The following is a 15,690-nucleotide window of genomic DNA, read 5'->3' as shown; positions in this document are numbered from 1 at the left end:
GAAGCCTCAAATTCTTGCTGATGTTCACATTTCTACTCTTTAATAAATTTTAATGTTTGATTATCAACTTGTAAAAAAAACACTCCGGGCGATAGTTTTTCGACATTTATAGAATTACCAGTTTTAAAAGGTTCCGCTATTTTCAAAATCTGTTTGCCCGAAATATCAAAAATGACAGCATTTTTAATTTGATACAACGCCGGTCCTTTTATAGATAACATATTTTTTACAGGATTTGGATAAACATATATCTCAGAATTCGAACCAGAAATAATACCTTTTACACCCAGAACTCCCAATTGCTCGCAATAATCTACGGGAAAAGCGGTCCATTCTGACAGCGTAAAAGTAGAATTGGGATCATTCACAGTGGAAAGTCGGTATAAGGAGGTATCTTCTAGAGTTGGTCTATTGTCTAGATCCCGGCTTCCCATAGCATCAATGGTGGTTGAGTTATACCGAAGTTCCAAATAATTGCTCCCATTAAAAGTCATTTGTGGCGCAGCAGATACAAATTTTGCATCTTCATTCGTCACGCAGGAAAAATTTGAATTGGGATTCAGAATCACAAATATTTCATTATCTGCAACAATTCCTTCCAGTTCATAAGGCGCCGGAAAATAATAATTACTGCCGCTATAAAATTGTATACTTAATCGATACTTATTGAGATTTACTGGGTGTCCCGTTTTATTAGTAATTTCCAGCGCGTTGTTGCGTTCCGTTCCTTCGAGATATTTTGTGATGAAGAGATCTTTTGCATACGTATCATTTTCGAGGGTTGTAACATTAATTAATTCACTATCCATCGATTCTACATAATTTCTGTTATAAGATCTTACCGTAAATTGATACGCTGTTGAAGGGTTCAAATGGTCTGCAGCAAAATTATTTTCTTTGGTTTTCCCTATTAAAACTCCGTTTTGATAAATAGAATAACCCAATATGTTTTGATCACTAGAAGTTGACCAATTTAATGTTACAAAATAAGCGCTTGTTTTCTCCACTTTCAGTTCAGCAGGAGTTTCTGGTGCAGTTACAGAAGAAGTTTGAGTCCATATCAAATCAACCCATTCCGGATGATCGATAAATGGGTTCCTGTTTTTCTGGATCAAAAAAACACTGTTATTTCGCTCGATTTCCCGCGGGGAAACAGGATCCTCTTTACTCCATTTCAAAAGCATATTGATATACCAATCTTCAAAAGCTTTTTCTTCGGTTCCATCCAAAGGACTGGTATCATTTGCGGGGGAACTACCATTATAAAATTTGAACGAGCCTAATTTTCCTTCATACCGCACAGAAAAATAGAGCAAACTTCGGGCAATATCACCTTTGAATTCATCAACTGGTTCATATACTCTTCCTGTGTAACCAGAGCTTGGCGTTGCGTTGTTTGCGATTTTAGATCCGTTTGTGAACGTATAATATAATGTACTTCCCGCAATTCCATAAGGGAAATTACTGCGAAGCTGATTAATTTTTGCATCCGTAGGAATCACAAAATATAAATCGGAATACATGGGATAATTACTGTAGAAAGTACTTTGCGGCATCATATGTTCGCGATTGTAACCTTGTCCTTCCCCAGAAGCAGAACTTATCAGTTGATCAACCGTGTAATGATAGGCGGTGGTTCCCGTCGGATTATTGCTGTAAAGATCCAGTAAGTAAATCCTATTAGAAGCATCGTAATCGTAGTGATGATCGATGTCAGTTTGAGCGTAGAAACTTGGTAAATCTCCGTAATGCCAGGTGATATTTTTTTTAGAAATAATATCATGAAGTTTCGATTTAAGAGTATATCCAGATAGAAGTTCAGTTCCTGCATAATAACCATCGGGAGCCTGAGAAAATAAAATGGTTGGAATAAATACAAGAGCAAATAAAAATCTATTCATATCTTAATTTTAAACAAAATTAAAGATAATGTTTATTAAATCTTACCAAAATAGTAGATAACTTTCAGTAAGATAATTACCATTTTAAACTATTGAAGAAAGCAATTACATTGATTTACCAAAATATTTTATCGATTTGTTCATTTTCTTTATCTTTGGAACAAATATAATTTATGAACAGCGAGACTACTCAAAACCTTAATATGATTGCAGAAACCGCAAGGGATTTTGCAGAAAAAAATATCCGTCCTAATATTATGGAATGGGATGAAAGCCAAACCTTTCCTGTCGACTTATTTCACCAGTTGGGTGACATGGGTTTTATGGGAATTGTAGTGCCTGAAGAGTATGGTGGTTCCGGTTTAGGCTATCATGAATACGTAACTATATTAGATGAAATTTCGCAGGTTGATCCTTCAATCGGTCTTTCTGTCGCAGCACATAATTCACTTTGTACAAATCATATTTATGAATTTGGTAATGAAGAGCAAAGACACAAGTGGTTACCACAATTAGCATCAGGTAAAGTAATTGGTGCTTGGGGTTTAACTGAGCACAACACGGGTTCTGATTCTGGCGGTATGAGTACGACTGCGGTTAAAGATGGCGAAGATTGGATCATCAATGGTGCAAAAAACTTTATTACTCACGCTATTTCTGGCGATATTGCCGTGGTGATGACAAGAACGGGAGAAATTGGTGCAAGAAATAATTCCACTGCTTTTGTTTTAGAAAAAGGAATGGCAGGATTTACTTCCGGGAAAAAAGAAAATAAATTAGGAATGCGTGCCTCAGAAACTGCAGAACTAATCTTCGACAATGTTCGGGTTTCAGATGCAAATCGTTTAGGAGAAGTAGGTTCAGGTTTCAAGCAAGCCATGAAAATCTTAGATGGTGGCAGAATTTCTATTGCTGCTTTAAGTTTAGGAATTGCGAAAGGCGCCTATAAAGCTGCTTTGAAATATTCATTAGAGAGACATCAATTTGGCAAAGCCATTAATCAGTTCCAGGCCATTAATTTTATGCTTGCCGATATGGCTACAGAAATTGATGCAGCAGAACTTTTAATTCAAAGAGCTTCAAATCTTAAAAACGCAAAACAGCCGATGACCAAAGAAGGTGCAATGGCAAAATTATATGCATCGGAAGCTTGCGTAAGAATTGCGAACAATGCGGTGCAAATATTCGGAGGATATGGCTACACCAAAGATTTCCCCGCTGAGAAATATTACAGAGACTCAAAATTATGTACAATTGGAGAGGGAACTTCTGAAATTCAAAGACTTGTTATCGGTAGAGAAATTTCTAAATAATTTCTTTATTTAACATACACAAAGCATCGATTTATCGGTGCTTTTTTGTTGTCTTTTTAATTTTTCAAAACTGACCATCTAGAATGGAATACTGATTGACTTATTAAGCTTTCAAATATAAAGTTCAGTTTTTATGTTTATTAATGTGAATGTTTATATTTGTTTAAATTTAAAACTGAATGGAAAAAATAGATTCATTGAATCAAGTAGCCGAATTTCATCGTACTTTCAACGCTCCTGTTTTAGAAACACCCACAATCCCGAGTGCAGAGCGATGTACATTAAGAATCTCTCTTTTGCAGGAAGAATTAAACGAGTTAAAAGACGCCATTGCTGATCATGATATGGTAGAAATTGCAGATGCGCTGTGTGACTTACAATATGTTCTAAGCGGTGCAGTTCTGGAATTTGGTTTAGGTGAAAAATTTGTTTCTCTTTTTAACGAAGTTCACCGTTCAAACATGTCAAAAGCTTGTAATTCACAATCGGAAGCTGACGAAACGATTTCATTTTACAATGAAAAAGGAGAAGATGCTTACTCTCAGGAATCTGGAGAAAAAATTAATGTTCACCGGGCTTCTGATCATAAAGTGCTGAAAAATAAATATTATTCACCAGCAGATTTAACGTCTATCTTAGAAAATTAATAAATACCTGCTTCAAATTATACAGTTACCCGATCAATGAAAAATTTAACGAAATTTATATTAACCACCGCTACTTTATTTTTAACCCTTCAATCTTGCGAATCGCAGAAAGTGGTCATCAATCGTGAAGTAGAAACAACAAACGACGGAAAAATGCTTTTAGGACATCAATCAAAAGATCAATTATTAAAAGAACCTTACAGCCAATGGTATGTGTCAGAGCACGATGAATACACACTTGACGAAAAATCAGTTGCAGAATTGAAAAAAGAAAAGCTAAATTCTTATAATCTCATTCTTGTCATGGGAACTTGGTGTAGCGACAGCCACCGCGAAGTTCCACGCTTTTTTAAGATTTTGGAAGCGACCAATTTTCCTGATGCAAAACTAACTATGATCGCGGTCAATAGAAAATACGAAGCGCCAGGTGGCGAAGAAGGACCTTATAATATTCGGAGAGTTCCTACCATTATCGTTCAGAAATACGGAAAAGAAATTGGTCGGATTATTGAAAGTCCTACTTCAGGTTATCTCGAAAGAGATTTACTCGAAATTATTAAAAAAGACAATTCTTCTCTAAAAGATATTCTAAAATAAATTGAAAAAAAACCAGCCCCTATTCTACTTCATCGGAGGCGCCGCATTGATGCTGCTTCTCTTTCTAATGTGGAATGCATTGACTAAAAAAGTCGAGGACAAAGTACAAAGCGATTATTATATTATTACGAATCAAATTCGGAAAATGAATAAAATGGTCGTCATGGAACAAGATTTTTCCAGCATGCAGAAGACAAAAATTACGTCGCAGATTCTTGGAAGTTCGTTATTTCCTTCGGCAGAAAAAGAACTCATTACTTTTACGAAGACAAATGCCCAGGTTTCTTACGATTTAAGTAAAATGAAAGTGAAGGTAGATTCTATTAATAAAAAATTAATTATTCAGGAACTTCCAAATGCAGATATTCGAATTATTCCCAGCGTAGAAATTCAGTCGATGGACGATTCATTCTTCGACCGATTTACGGACAAGGACTTTCAGAAAGTGACAAAAACCGCAAAGGAAAATGCCTACAAAACTGTAAATCAAAATCGGTTGAGAAATGAAGGGCGAAAGCAACTTTTAGAAAATTTAGAACAAATCTTTGTTTTGGCAAAGGCTTTGAATTACACCATCGAAGACCAAACCGGTCAACTCGACCTCACCAAAATTTAAAAAAACAAATCATGCATAACGAAAAGAATAAAAAAACAGAAGAAGCAGAAGTCATCAAACAAAATCAGGACTTCCCAAATGTTCCTGCAGCTTCCGAAAAAGTAAAATCAGAGAAAACGATGAAGAAGGAAGTTAAAGAAAGTTCCAAACTCAACCCCGAAGGTAAGACAGATAACACCGATCATAACAGCGAAAATTAATTTTCGCTTTTTTTGTGAACTGTTAAAAAAAATTAAAGTTTGCAAAAAGGTCACGAAAGTCACAACATTTGCATCTCCTATGCAAACCATTCTAATTTTCGAATTAAACACCCAAAATCATGACTTATACTATTGCCGGAATTTTTGAAACGGAACACGATGCGATTTCGGCCTCAAATCAGTTAGAATCCTGCGGTTTCATTCAGGAATTTCTCGGATATACACAAAATGCAAACGTGCGCCCTGAAGTACTTTCAGAAGATCATTTTGTTGAAAAAACCAAAGTAGACGTTTATACGCCGAACATCAACCGAGCGCATCAAGCAAAAAATATTCTATTGAAAGCAGGCGCAATTCGGTTAAAAGCAGAAGGACTAAAACTTCGAACAATTATTTCGACAACGACAATGCTTCTTCTCCCCTATTCTGCGCACCCAAAAACAAATAAGAAATCCCGGTTTACTAATATAAGGACGACAGGCTAAGATATTTTGAGCTGGAAAATAACTATTTTTTGTCATTAAATTGAGCTCTTTGCTGTATCGTCTAAACACCTCGCGGACACCAAGAGGTTGCGGTAATTTTGTAAAGTAATATAATTTGTTGCGCTTGATTCGTGGCATCATCCGTTTTATTACAGTGTAGATTTATAAATCTTCCTATCTATATTATAAAGATAAACCATTCTCTCACGAAAATTATTGGTGTTAAAGATTTCTAAATTTTGTGAAATACGCCCTCGTTGTCATGATTTTTGATGGAAGTTAACCAGCCAAATCACAATTTATTAAACATTTAAAATTAAAATTATGTCGTACACCGTTGTGGGAATGTTCCCAACCAATGAAGATGCAGATAAAGCTGCAAATCAATTAGACCATTCAGGTTTCTCGAAAGATGATTACAAAGTTTCCCGCTATTCTACCACTGGAGATTACGATAAAACTTCTGCCAACTATCAATTCGATGAAGATGAGAAAACTTCTGGGTTTTGGAACTGGCTCTTCGGCGATGATGAAGATGAAAAAAATAAATACAGCTATGCTGGAACAAAATCTAATCTGGTAACCGTATATGCCGACGATATGAGCCAGGCAGAAAAAGCACGGGATATTATGAATGCCGAAGGTGCGATCAACGTAAATGATTTTACGAAAGACCGTTATGAAGGTACGCATAAGACCACGAAGTCCACAGATTTAAGTGAGGAGAAACGCGCGCGAATTATCAGTAAAGCCAAAAATAATCTTTATTTTACCAATGAAGAGCGGTTTTACAATGTAAAAGATAATGGAATGGAAAACGACATGGATTCTCAGGGATCAGAAAATTAGGACTTTATAAATATTCATTATTAATGGCTTCAAATTTTTTTGAGGCCATTATTTTTAGAAGTCCGAAAATTTTGCACGGTCCAAAAAGCAAACCCGCTTTCACTACTCGCTTCCCGATAAATCGGGAGAGCTCAAACATGCCGTTCAATCGGGACTAAAATATAATTTCCCGCTTCTTAAACAAGGTGGAAATCACCCTCGATATTACTCACAGAAAATTTGTATTTTTGCAACTTAAATTTTGTATTCATAATGATAAAAATTACTCTTCCCGATGGAAGCATCAAAGAATTTGAAAGCGCGGTAACTCCGCTCGATGTAGCAAAATCAATTAGCGAAGGTTTGGCCAGAAATACGATTTCCGCAATGGTAAATGGTACGCAGGTTGAAATCACCACGCCAATATCTACCGATTCTACAATTCAACTTCTTACGTGGAATGATGATTTAGGTAAAAAAGCATTTTGGCATTCCTCCGCTCACCTTTTGGCGCAAGCAATTATGGAATTTTATCCGGAGGCAAAACTGACTATTGGACCCGCAATTGCGCAAGGTTTCTATTACGATGTAGATTTCGGCGACGAAACTTTATCGGAAAAAGACTTCGAGAAAATCGAGAAAAAAATGCTCGAAAACGCGAAGAAGAATTCAACTTTCAGTTTGTATGCCGTTTCAAAAGCAGACGCTTTGAAAGAATATGCCGACAATCCGTATAAAACAGAATTAATCACCAATCTAAACGATGGCGAAATAACTTTCTGTACACACGATAATTTTACAGATTTGTGTCGCGGTGGTCACATTCCCGCCACTGGAATAGTAAAAGCAGTAAAAGTATTAAACGCTGCGGGCGCTTACTGGCGCGGTGACGAAAAAAACAAACAATTAACAAGGGTTTACGGAATTACTTTTCCTAAACAAAAAGATTTAACCGAATATTTAGAGCGTTTAGAAGAAGCCAAAAGACGCGACCACAGAAAATTAGGCAAAGAACTCGGCATTTTTGCTTTCTCTGACAAAGTAGGCGCAGGTCTACCTTTGTGGCTTCCAAAAGGAACTGCTTTACGGAAAAAATTAGAAGAATTTCTCTCTGCGGCGCAGAAGAAATCAGGTTACGAATTTGTGATGACTCCACATATTGGAGCGAAAGAATTATATGTAACTTCAGGACACTGGGATAAATATGGAGCTGATAGTTTTCAACCCATCAAGACTCCAAACGAAGGTGAAGAGTTTATGTTAAAACCCATGAACTGCCCGCATCACTGCGAAATTTACAAAGTTGGACAATGGTCTTACAAAGATTTACCAAAACGCTTTGCAGAATTTGGAACAGTTTACAGATATGAACAGTCTGGAGAACTTCATGGCTTGACCAGAGTTCGCGGTTTTACACAAGATGACGCACACATTTTCTGTACACCAGATCAATTGATGGCGGAATTTGAAAATGTAATAGATTTAACGCTTTACGTTTTTAAATCCTTAGGATTTGAAGATTTTGTAACTCAGGTTTCCTTGAGAGATCCAGAGAACAAAGAAAAATATATCGGCTCTGATGAGAACTGGAAAAAAGCCGAAGATGCTATTATTCAGGCCGCTCAAAAGAAAGGCTTAAACTATGTAATCGAAACAGGCGAAGCAGCTTTCTACGGCCCGAAACTAGACTTTATGGTGAAAGATGCCTTGGGTCGAAAATGGCAGTTAGGAACTATTCAGGTGGATTATAATTTACCGGAAAGATTTGATTTATGGTACAACGGCAGCGATAATGAGAAACATCGTCCTGTCATGATTCACAGAGCACCTTTTGGTTCCATGGAACGATTTATTGCCATACTTCTGGAGAATACTGCAGGAGATTTCCCGCTTTGGTTGGCTCCTGATCAGTTTACCATTTTACCGATCAGCGAAAAATATGTGGATTATGCAAAAAAAGTTTCACAATTGCTGGAAAATCACGATATTTGTGGATTGATTGACGAACGCAACGAGAAAACGGGTAAAAAAATCCGGGACGCAGAAATAAACAAACTGCCTTTCATGCTTATCGTTGGTGAAAGTGAAGAACTTAACGGCACTGTTTCTGTCAGACGAAGAGGTGAAGGCGATTTAGGAGCCATGAGCGTTGAGGACTTTATCAACTACTTCAAAAAAGAAGCAAAAATTTAGAAAATTTAGAATTTAACCAATTAAAAAAAGACACCATAGCACAAAAATTTCATTACAGAGGTAGAGGTCCACAGAGACGTGTTCAAGAAGATTTGCACCAGATTAATCAAAAGATTCGGGCAAGAGAAGTACGTTTAGTAGGTGATAATGTGGAACCCGGAGTTTATCCGCTAGAAAAAGCTCTAGAAATAGCAAAAGATCAGGATTTGGATTTGGTGGTTATTTCAGATAAAGCAGAACCTTTTATTTCCAGAATTCTGGATTATAAAAAGTTTCTTTATGAGCAAAAGAAAAAACAAAAAGAGCTAAAAGCGAAACAAGTTAAGGTTGTCGTAAAAGAAATCAGATTCGGTCCTCAGACCGATGAGCACGATTACGATTTCAAAAAGAAACACGCTGAAAAATTTTTAGAAGAAGGTTCAAAATTGAAAACATATGTTTTCTTTAAGGGGCGTTCAATTATATTTAAAGATCAGGGAGAAATTCTTCTTTTAAAATTAGCGCAGGAATTAGAGCACGTTGGAAAAGTTGATCAATTGCCTAAATTAGAAGGTAAGAGAATGATTATGATGATGAGCCCGAAAAAACCGGCTAAGTAATTTACAGATTTCGTGATGTGGTGATTTAATCATTACATCGCTTTGTATGATAAAATATAAAAGAGACTCTTGTGGAGTCTCTTTTTTTATTCTTGGTGGGAAAATAAATAAATCATCAAGCCAAAAAAGACTTTTTAAAATCTGGTTTCACCCTGTGTTTTGTGGCTTGTTCAAATGCATAGGCTAATGTAATAATTTCACCTTCACGATAGGCACCGCTGAAAAAAGACAAACCAATTGGTAAATCGTAAACTTTACCACAAGGCACAGAAATATGCGGATAACCACTCATTGCAGCGGGCGCAGTAAGAGAAACCTCGCCCCATTTATCCCCATAAATAACGTCGATACTACAAGCTGGTCCCATTGTTAAGCCCGTAATCGCATCGAGATTATTTTTTTTCATGATGCTGTCAATAATTTTCTTCGATCCGTTATGACTATTTTTTAAAGCTTTAAGATAAGCAGCGTCCTTTAAACCTTTTTTGGCTTCACTTTGTTCTAAGAGTTCTTGCTTAAAAGTTGGCATTACAACGTCTTCGTTCTCTTTGTTGTATTTTATCACTGCTGCCAAACTTTTCATCTTAGTGTTCGCGTTCGAGAGATAAGAATTTACACCATCTTTAAATTCATATTTTAATACTTCGAATTCATCACTTCCCAATGCATTAATGCTGTCTAAATAATCAAGTTCTACGATTGTGGCACCGCGTTTTTTTAGAACATCCAACGCTTTTTCTTGTAATTCATTTAGGAATTGATTGGTATATTTTTTCTTTTCCACACCAATTCTCTTTCCTTTTAAACCTTCCTTATCTAAAAATTTGGTATAACTCGTGTTTTGCCCATTACTTCCTAATGTCACAGGATCTGCACTGTCACCGCCTGCTAGAACTTCCAAAAGCAGCGCCGCATCAGTAACAGTTCTCGTCAACGGCCCTGCGGTATCCTGCGTACTTGAAATTGGGATTATTCCTGAACGGCTCACCAAACCAACCGTCGGTTTTATACCGACTGCGCCATTAATAGACGCCGGACAAGTTATCGAACCATCGGTTTCTGTACCTACTGCAATCGCACATAAATTTGCCGAAACCGCTGAGCCAGAACCAGCACTTGAACCACACGGCGAATGATCTAAGATATAAGGATTTTTTGTTTGCAAACCACGACTGCTCCACCCTGAAGAGGAATTTGTTGAACGAAAATTTGCCCATTCACTTAAATTGGTTTTTCCCAAAATTACTGCACCCGCATTTCTGAGTTGCGTCACAATAAAGGCATCTTTTTTCGCTATGTTGCCGACCAAAGCGAGTGATCCCGCTGTGGTCATCATTTGATCTGCTGTATCAATATTATCTTTTATGACCACAGGAATTCCGTGTAAAGGACCTCTGATTTTAGCATCTTTTCTTTCTTTATCCATGGCTTTTGCAATGCTTAAAGCGTCTGGATTCACTTCTATTATTGAATTGAGTTTCGGTCCATTTTTGTCAATGGGTTCAATTCGGTCCAAGTAAAGTTGGGTAATTTGCGCCGAAGTGTAAGTTCCCTTCTCCATTTTGTCTTGAAGTTCTGAAACAGTCATTTCATCTAATTCAAAATTATTATCGAAATCTTCCGAGATATATTCTAATTTAGAATCTGTATTTTTTTCGGTAAACGAATTGGTAGCAAATAATGTTGGGATGCCAATCGCGGCCAAGGCTGTGTTCTTTAAAAAATCGCTTCTTTTCATGAGTATTTAAGATTTCAAAAGGATAATATTTAGAATTTTTGATGTTTAAAAATACAAAAAAACCTGGCAGAATATTATTCTTTTTTCAACAAGTAATTCTAAGCATCGTAAATTTATACCTTAGTTGTCTCGATCTTTTAAAAAATTGATCAGATTCTCCAAGGAGGGAGATTTTACGCAGCCGAGTAAACATTATGAATACATCATATTAAAAGTTGCTTTTTAAATTTTTATAGTCCAACAAAAGAGTCGTGCGACAGCGGAAGTTATGATTTCGAAATCGCGCTACTTTGACTTATATATAGGAAGGATACTTTTCGAAGTCTTGTTTTATCAACGTAAAAATCAATCCAGAATCAAAGGACCAGAGTATCCGTACTAAAACTGCCTTTTTCATGCAGATACCAATACCTCAAACTGAATAGTAATCCGATAAACGTCATACCTACACCGACAAGTGCGGGATAATTGAAGGCATATCCTTTTTCCAACGGGATTCCGCCCAAAAAAGCACCGAGCGCATTTGCCCCGTTGAAGCCGGCCTGCATAAAAGCGGCTGCCATCATTTCACTATTCGGCGCGGCTTTCATCATCATAATATTAATCGGTGCCGCCACCGCCATCGAAAGCGCGCCACATATAAAAGTAAGGATTAAAGAAACAGGTTGGTTCTCAGACAGGAAGAACACACCGACCAGCGAAATCATCATTAAAAACAATAAAAGAGAACAGGTTTTTTCAGGTCCTAAACGATCGGATAAAAATCCGCCAGCGAGGTTTCCTACGACCATACCCGCACCCGCAAGGACCATTACATAAGCCATGTAACCGCTGTCTATTTTTGAAACTTCGGTCATCAATGGCGTGATATAACTGAACCACGTAAATAATCCGCCAAAGCCAATTGCGGTAATCAGGAGTACCAACCAGGACTGTCTGTGTTTCAAAAATTTTAATTCTTCCAGAAAATGAGTTTCCCCTTTTCTTTCAATGTCCGGCATCCAAAATTTTAGTGAAATTAAGGTTACAACTCCAATAATTCCGACTATTACAAAATACCAGCGCCAGCTAAATGTGTGGCCAATATACGTAACAAAAGGAACCATCGCGAGATTGGCAACGGTGAGTCCAGTAAACATCAGTGAAATATTAAAGGCTTCATTCCCTTTTTTTGCCATTCTTGCTGCGACCACTGTCCCCACTCCGAAGAAAGCACCATGTGGCAAACCGGAAAGAAATCTAATAAACAACATGGTGGAATAATCCGGCGCGAGTGCTGAAAGTCCGTTGAATAAAGTAAATATTATCATCAAAGCGATCAGCACTTTTTTGGGCGGAAATTTTACGGCATATCCTATAATTAAAGGTGCGCCAATAACTACTCCCAAAGCATATGCTGAAATTAAATGGCCCGCCTGTGGAATGGTAATCGCTAAAGTTTTTGCAATATCAGGCAGTAAACCCATGACCGCAAATTCCGTGGTTCCAATGCCTAAACCTCCGAGAGCCAGCGGTAATATTCTTTTATCTACTTTCATCCTTCTACGTTTAAAAGTGCAAAAATGAGAAAAATATTTCACGATCAAATCTATTTCCCTTATTTAATAAAGATTTCTAAGATTGACCACTTTATTATTTTCTTAAGATTTTATAAAATATACAAAAGTCTCTAATTGCGAATATCACAAAAAATCCTTATATTAAACACAAAATAGATAGGATGAGTAAACTAAATTTATCGCGGAAATCCTCAGAAAATTTCCCGTGGCTGATCATGTTGCTGATGTCGTCGGTAACTTTTGTAGGAATACTTTCGGAGTTAATGCCTTCGGGCGTTCTTCCTCAAATGATGGATGATTTAAAAATAACGGAGGGGCAAACCGGCAATCTCGTCGGCTATTATGCCATCGCCTCTGCTATTTTTGCGATTCCACTTATTTCTATGACGATGCAGTTCAACCGTAAAATGCTTTTGCTGATTTTACTCGGCGGTTTTTCGGTGTCGAATATTATTGCTGGACTGCTGCATGATTATTCCCTGATTATTATTTTAAGAGTAATCGGTGGAATCTGTGCGGGTGTGATGTGGCCTATGATTGCCGCGTATGGAATGCGGCTCGTAAAAGAGAACCATCACGGAAAAGCCATCGCTGTAATTATGGCTGGAAATACTTTAGGGGTCAGCGTCGGAATGCCAGTCATGACTTTCATCGGAAATGAATACGGCTGGCGAACAGAATTCATTGGATTAGGAGCTGTCATTTTAGGAATCGCTCTGATTAGTTTCTTCGCTTTGCCCTCAACTCCTGGCGAAAAACTGACGAAAGGTTCCTCACCTTTTTCGCTTCTCAAAATACCTGAAGTTTTAATCGTACTTTTGCTAACGTTGCTGGCAGTGGTCGCTCATTACGGCGTGTATGTATATATTACAGGCCTTGTAGATGAAATTCAACTTGCGGGCGGAATAGAAAGTGCTTTGCTTCTTTTCGGCATCGGTTCTTTAATTTCTGTCCTGCTCTCCATCAAATACACTGACCAACATTTAAGACTGCTGACTGTCGCTATGTTTGGTTTGCTGATAATTTCTATGGGCTTGTTTCTGATGTTCGGAAATATTACTGGAATCGGTCATATCGCTTTCTTTTTATGGGGACTTTCCTTTGGGCCGTTGGTCACTTTATTACAGGCTGCCGTAAGCAGACAGGTAGAAAGCGCAAAAGATGTTGCGACTTCCGTGCAGTCTTCGGTATTTAATTTATCGATTATGATTGCCACTTCACTGGGAGGAATCTTACTTGGCCAGTTTTCACCGATGAGTTTAATTTATTTAGCCATCGGATTATCAGTGCCGGGCTTGGTCATTTCTTATTTATCTAAGAGAAGTTTAGGTTCTGCCTTGTAATTTTATTCGACTCAAAACAAAAAAGACTGCTATCTATTTGATAACAGTCTTTTTTATTTAAGTTTTTGTTGATGTAAGAATCGCTAGTTTTAGATTTTTTTTGAAGCAATAATTCTATTTTCTAAAGATTCTATCGCAGATATAGCGCTTTCCGGAACTGCAACAAGTCTACTTATTAAAGATCTAAAGCAATGTCGAATTCCTGTTCTTTTTTGCGGAAAAGGAAGTTTCCGTTTCTAACGGAAGCCAGCACGTCTACTCTTTTTCGAATGGCTTCATATACCGAAGTTTCATTAAGAACAATAAAGTTCGCAGGTTTACCAACCTCTAAACCATAATGATCCTGAATGTTTAAACACGTTGCACCGTTATAAGTAATCAAATCAAAATTGGTTGCTATCTCAACTGGTGACATAATCTGCGCCAGGTGAATTCCATTGTCCAGAATGTTCATCATATTTCCATTTCCCATCGGGTACCAAGGATCGTTGATGGAATCCTGGGCGAAAGCTACATTAATTCCTTCTTCAATAAATTCCTTCACTCGCGTCAGACCTCGACGTTTCGGATAGGTATCCTGACGTCCTTGTAGATAGGCATTCTCGGTTGGGCAGGAAATAAAATTCATCTTACTTTTCTTGAAAAGATCCATCATTCGGAAAGCGTAGGAATTATCGGCTGAACCAAAGGAGCAGGTATGACTCGCGGTTGTTATGGTTCCATAATCTTCCATGAGCACCAGCGCATTGAGCAGCTCTACGAAACGTGAATTTGGATCATCGGTTTCATCACAGTGCACGTCGATCTGTTTGTCATATTTTAAAGCCAAGTCTACAATGTCATGAATTGATTTTTCGCCAAATTCCCGGGCAGGCTCATAATGCGGAATTCCACCCACGACATCAGCGCCCATTTTTAGGGCTTCTTCCACTAGATCCCGTCCGCCTTTGTAGGTGTACATTCCCTGCTGCGGAAAAGCAACGATTTGAATATCGACGGTATCTTTCAGGTCCTGTTTCATTTCTAGCATCGCTTTAAGCGCTGTGAAATTTGGATCTGTAACATCAATATGCGTTCGGATATGCTGAACTCCCTGCGAAACTTCGTCCTTAATTCCTTTCATCGCAAGTTTTTTCACACTTTCTACAGTCAGCGTTTCTTTAAATTTTGGCCAAAGTTCAATCGCTTCGAAGAGCGTTCCGGAACCCGCGCCTTCCTGGCCCAATTTAGATAAAGTATATACATAATCCAAATGCAGATGAGGATCTACATAAGGCGGCAAAACAAGTTTACCGTTCAAATCGATTTCCTCTTCACAAGATGGAAGGTGAGTTCCGATGTGCGTAATTTTGCCATTTTCTACGATAATCTCTGTAGCATCGGGATTGCGATAAATTTTCGCATTAAAAAATTTCTTTTTCATATTAGATCATTTTAATGTTTCAGATGAATCTCTTTTTTGATCTGTCTATTAATTTACCTGTAATTTTTAAAAAAAATAACCAAGTCAAAAGTTTGATAGTCAGATCATAAACATCAGTAATATAAGGAAAATAAACAGCAATTCCAAATATGAATTTGTTAAAATAGAATGCTACAACGAGAATTAAAGTAGAATAATTTGAGTTAAAGATAAACCTTGACCGCTTACGTTCCCTCTGTGTGAGGGAT

14 protein-coding genes are annotated in these 15,690 nt (G+C 37.5%); 10 read left to right on the top strand and 4 right to left on the bottom strand.

All coding sequences use genetic code 11. The features are described 5' to 3' along the window. Positions 1–32: 32 nt before the first annotated feature. The gene (locus tag LC814_RS01065; protein WP_226064502.1) at positions 33–1,901 is read right to left on the bottom strand and encodes an endonuclease; all 1,869 of its coding nucleotides are present in this window, start codon (positions 1,899–1,901) and stop codon (positions 33–35) included. A 173-nt stretch (positions 1,902–2,074) separates the two neighbouring features. Here LC814_RS01065 and LC814_RS01060 point away from each other — a divergent pair, with 173 nt between their 5' ends. The 9 genes from LC814_RS01060 (at position 2,075) to infC (ending at position 9,379) form a co-directional block, all read left to right on the top strand. Further along, positions 2,075–3,214: an acyl-CoA dehydrogenase family protein gene (locus tag LC814_RS01060; protein WP_226064501.1), complete on the top strand. Its 1,140-nt coding sequence runs from the start codon at positions 2,075–2,077 to the stop codon at positions 3,212–3,214. 179 nt (positions 3,215–3,393) lie between these two features. Then, complete coding sequence (locus LC814_RS01055; RefSeq protein WP_226064500.1) at positions 3,394–3,861, top strand: pyrophosphohydrolase domain-containing protein; 468 nt, start codon at positions 3,394–3,396, stop codon at positions 3,859–3,861. 36 nt (positions 3,862–3,897) lie between these two features. Further along, the gene (locus LC814_RS01050; protein WP_226064499.1) at positions 3,898–4,458 is read left to right on the top strand and encodes a TlpA family protein disulfide reductase; all 561 of its coding nucleotides are present in this window, start codon (positions 3,898–3,900) and stop codon (positions 4,456–4,458) included. Position 4,459: 1 nt separating this feature from the next. Next, a complete protein-coding gene (locus LC814_RS01045) occupies positions 4,460–5,074 on the top strand; it encodes a DUF4230 domain-containing protein (protein ID WP_375373398.1) in 615 nt (204 codons plus the stop codon). 11 nt (positions 5,075–5,085) lie between these two features. Beyond that, positions 5,086–5,274: a hypothetical protein gene (locus tag LC814_RS01040; protein WP_226064498.1), complete on the top strand. Its 189-nt coding sequence runs from the start codon at positions 5,086–5,088 to the stop codon at positions 5,272–5,274. A 119-nt stretch (positions 5,275–5,393) separates the two neighbouring features. Then, positions 5,394–5,759 (top strand): hypothetical protein, encoded by a 366-nt coding sequence (locus LC814_RS01035; RefSeq protein WP_226064497.1) that lies wholly within the window; start codon positions 5,394–5,396, stop codon positions 5,757–5,759. Positions 5,760–6,083: 324 nt separating this feature from the next. Further along, entirely contained in the window at positions 6,084–6,608 is a 525-nt protein-coding gene (locus tag LC814_RS01030) for a hypothetical protein (RefSeq protein WP_226064496.1), read from the top strand. 252 nt (positions 6,609–6,860) lie between these two features. Continuing rightward, the gene (gene thrS / locus LC814_RS01025) at positions 6,861–8,780 is read left to right on the top strand and encodes a threonine--tRNA ligase (RefSeq protein ID WP_226064495.1); all 1,920 of its coding nucleotides are present in this window, start codon (positions 6,861–6,863) and stop codon (positions 8,778–8,780) included. A 92-nt stretch (positions 8,781–8,872) separates the two neighbouring features. Further along, on the top strand, positions 8,873–9,379 hold the full coding sequence (gene infC, locus LC814_RS01020) for a translation initiation factor IF-3 (protein WP_226064494.1): 507 nt from the start codon (positions 8,873–8,875) through the stop codon (positions 9,377–9,379). Between the two features lie 115 nt (positions 9,380–9,494). Here the strand turns inward: infC and LC814_RS01015 are convergent, their stop codons facing one another. Continuing rightward, a complete protein-coding gene (locus LC814_RS01015; protein ID WP_226064493.1) occupies positions 9,495–11,117 on the bottom strand; it encodes an amidase in 1,623 nt (540 codons plus the stop codon). Positions 11,118–11,473: 356 nt separating this feature from the next. Continuing rightward, entirely contained in the window at positions 11,474–12,655 is a 1,182-nt protein-coding gene (locus LC814_RS01010) for an MFS transporter (protein WP_226064492.1), read from the bottom strand. A 182-nt stretch (positions 12,656–12,837) separates the two neighbouring features. Between LC814_RS01010 and LC814_RS01005 the strand changes: the two genes are divergently transcribed. Further along, positions 12,838–14,019 (top strand): MFS transporter, encoded by a 1,182-nt coding sequence (locus tag LC814_RS01005; RefSeq protein ID WP_226064491.1) that lies wholly within the window; start codon positions 12,838–12,840, stop codon positions 14,017–14,019. 175 nt (positions 14,020–14,194) lie between these two features. Here the strand turns inward: LC814_RS01005 and LC814_RS01000 are convergent, their stop codons facing one another. Then, entirely contained in the window at positions 14,195–15,442 is a 1,248-nt protein-coding gene (locus LC814_RS01000; RefSeq protein WP_226064490.1) for an amidohydrolase family protein, read from the bottom strand. Between the last annotated feature and the right edge of the window lie 248 nt (positions 15,443–15,690).

The sequence above is a fragment of the Kaistella polysaccharea genome, from assembly GCF_020410745.1.
Lineage (GTDB): Bacteria > Bacteroidota > Bacteroidia > Flavobacteriales > Weeksellaceae > Kaistella > Kaistella polysaccharea.
This window is presented reverse-complemented; position numbering and strand designations above follow the sequence as displayed.

Coding starts and splice junctions, on each gene's coding strand:
- LC814_RS01065 (WP_226064502.1), bottom strand. CDS start 1,901: ATGAATAGATTTTTATTTGCTCTTGTATTTATTCCAACCATTTTATTT.
- LC814_RS01060 (WP_226064501.1), top strand. CDS start 2,075: ATGAACAGCGAGACTACTCAAAACCTTAATATGATTGCAGAAACCGCA.
- LC814_RS01055 (WP_226064500.1), top strand. CDS start 3,394: ATGGAAAAAATAGATTCATTGAATCAAGTAGCCGAATTTCATCGTACT.
- LC814_RS01050 (WP_226064499.1), top strand. CDS start 3,898: ATGAAAAATTTAACGAAATTTATATTAACCACCGCTACTTTATTTTTA.
- LC814_RS01040 (WP_226064498.1), top strand. CDS start 5,086: ATGCATAACGAAAAGAATAAAAAAACAGAAGAAGCAGAAGTCATCAAA.
- LC814_RS01035 (WP_226064497.1), top strand. CDS start 5,394: ATGACTTATACTATTGCCGGAATTTTTGAAACGGAACACGATGCGATT.
- LC814_RS01030 (WP_226064496.1), top strand. CDS start 6,084: ATGTCGTACACCGTTGTGGGAATGTTCCCAACCAATGAAGATGCAGAT.
- thrS (WP_226064495.1), top strand. CDS start 6,861: ATGATAAAAATTACTCTTCCCGATGGAAGCATCAAAGAATTTGAAAGC.
- LC814_RS01015 (WP_226064493.1), bottom strand. CDS start 11,117: ATGAAAAGAAGCGATTTTTTAAAGAACACAGCCTTGGCCGCGATTGGC.
- LC814_RS01010 (WP_226064492.1), bottom strand. CDS start 12,655: ATGAAAGTAGATAAAAGAATATTACCGCTGGCTCTCGGAGGTTTAGGC.
- LC814_RS01005 (WP_226064491.1), top strand. CDS start 12,838: ATGAGTAAACTAAATTTATCGCGGAAATCCTCAGAAAATTTCCCGTGG.
- LC814_RS01000 (WP_226064490.1), bottom strand. CDS start 15,442: ATGAAAAAGAAATTTTTTAATGCGAAAATTTATCGCAATCCCGATGCT.